The following is a 1,611-nucleotide window of genomic DNA, read 5'->3' on the forward strand; positions in this document are numbered from 1 at the left end:
GGGGCGCGGCTCTACACAAAGAGAAGGCCGGCTTTCGCCGGCCTTTTCGTTGATCAGGTCATGTCGACCAGGTTGTCGATCTTCACGTCCGGATTGACGTCGGCCTCGTAGTCGACGCCCTCCACGCCAAAACCGAACAGGCGCAGGAAGTCGGCCTTGTAGCCAGCCAGGTCGCTGATTTCGTACAGGTTCTCGTTGGTCACCTGCGGCCACAGCGCGACCACCTTGCCCTGCACGTCCGCCGCCATTTCCTTGTAGTCGGCACGCAGGCGGCCTTCCTCGTCGACCAGCGCAACGGTGTGGCCATCGCCATCGACCAGATCGTGGCGCAGGCGGTCGACCGCCGTGCCATCGGCCCTGCCGCCGTAAAGGATGTCGTACAGCACGTCGAGCTGCTCGATGCAGCCTTCGTGAGTACCCTTTTCCTTCATCACCTTGAACAGCAGCGACAGGTACAGCGGCATGGTCGGAATGGCCGAGCTGGCCTGGGTCACCACGGCCTTCAGCACCGACACGCGCGCGTCGCCGCCGATTTTCGCCAGCTTCTCGCGCAGGCCCAGCACCTTGGTGTCCAGGTCCTTCTTGGCGGCGCCGATCGAGCCGTTCCAGTAAATCGCCTGGGTGATCTCTTCGCCCACGTAGGTGAAGGCCGTGGTGGTGCAGCCGTTGGCCAGCACGCCGGCATCGGCCAGCGCGTCGATCCACATCTGCCAGTCTTCGCCACCCATCACCGCAACGGTGCCGGCGATCTCTTCCGGCGTGGCAGGCTGCAGAGTGGTCTCGGTGATCACTTCCTTGTCGGTATCCAGGCCACGCAGGGTGATCGGCTCGCCGATCGGCTTCAGCGTGGAGCTGATGATCTCGCGGGTCTTGGGGTGCTTGCGGCGCGGTGCAGCCAGGCTGTACACGACCTGGTCGACCTGGCCGAGATCGGCCTTGATCATCTCGATGGTTTTCGCCTTCACCTCATCGGAGAAGGCATCGCCGTTGATGCTCTTGGCATACAGGCCGGCTTCGTCGGCGTACTTGTGGAACGCGGCCGAGTTGTACCAGCCGGCGGTACCCGGCTTGGATTCACTGCCCGGGCGTTCGAAGAAGATGCCCAGCGTTGCCGCGCCACTGCCGAACGCGGCGGTAATGCGTGCGGCCAGGCCGTAGCCGGTGGAGGCGCCGATCACCAGCACGCGCTTGGGGCCGTTCTGGATCGGCGGGCGCGCGCGGATGTAGTCGATCTGCTGCTTGACCGCGGCTTCGCAGCCAGTCGGGTGGGTAGTGACGCAGATGAAGCCGCGGACACGCGGTTTGATGACCATGGATACCTCGGGTTGGCAGATGCGGCGCACGGGGCACTCAGCAGGAATACGGGCGCGCGCCTGTGCGCGCGAACCGCAGGATCGTAGTGTGCGGGGGCCGAATGCACAACCGACGCTGGCGTAGGGTGGGGTTTCTTTGCAGGGTTGCACCCAGCACCTGCGGTAGTGCCGGCCGCTGGCCGGCAACCTCAACAGCAACGTCAAAAGCCGGGCTACTGAGGGATGCCGGGGTGGGTCCGGTTGCGGGGGACGCCGTTAACCCGTCCATAGGGGCTTGGCCGCGGCATCCATGCCGCAG

1 protein-coding gene is annotated in these 1,611 nt (G+C 65.1%); it reads right to left on the reverse strand.

What is annotated here, in order from left to right; genetic code table 11:
* Window positions 1-53 precede the first annotated feature (53 nt).
* Entirely contained in the window at window positions 54-1,313 is a 1,260-nt protein-coding gene (gene fabV / locus O0J15_RS20995) for an enoyl-ACP reductase FabV (RefSeq protein ID WP_308306273.1), read from the reverse strand.
* Window positions 1,314-1,611: the final 298 nt, after the last annotated feature.

Source organism: Stenotrophomonas sp. Sm10 (assembly GCF_030985515.1).
Classification (GTDB): Bacteria; Pseudomonadota; Gammaproteobacteria; order Xanthomonadales; family Xanthomonadaceae; genus Stenotrophomonas; species Stenotrophomonas hibiscicola.

What these genes read in the sequence shown, in the direction of transcription:
- fabV (WP_308306273.1), bottom strand. Translation starts at nt 1,313, where the DNA reads ATGGTCATCAAACCGCGTGTCCGCGGCTTCATCTGCGTCACTACCCAC.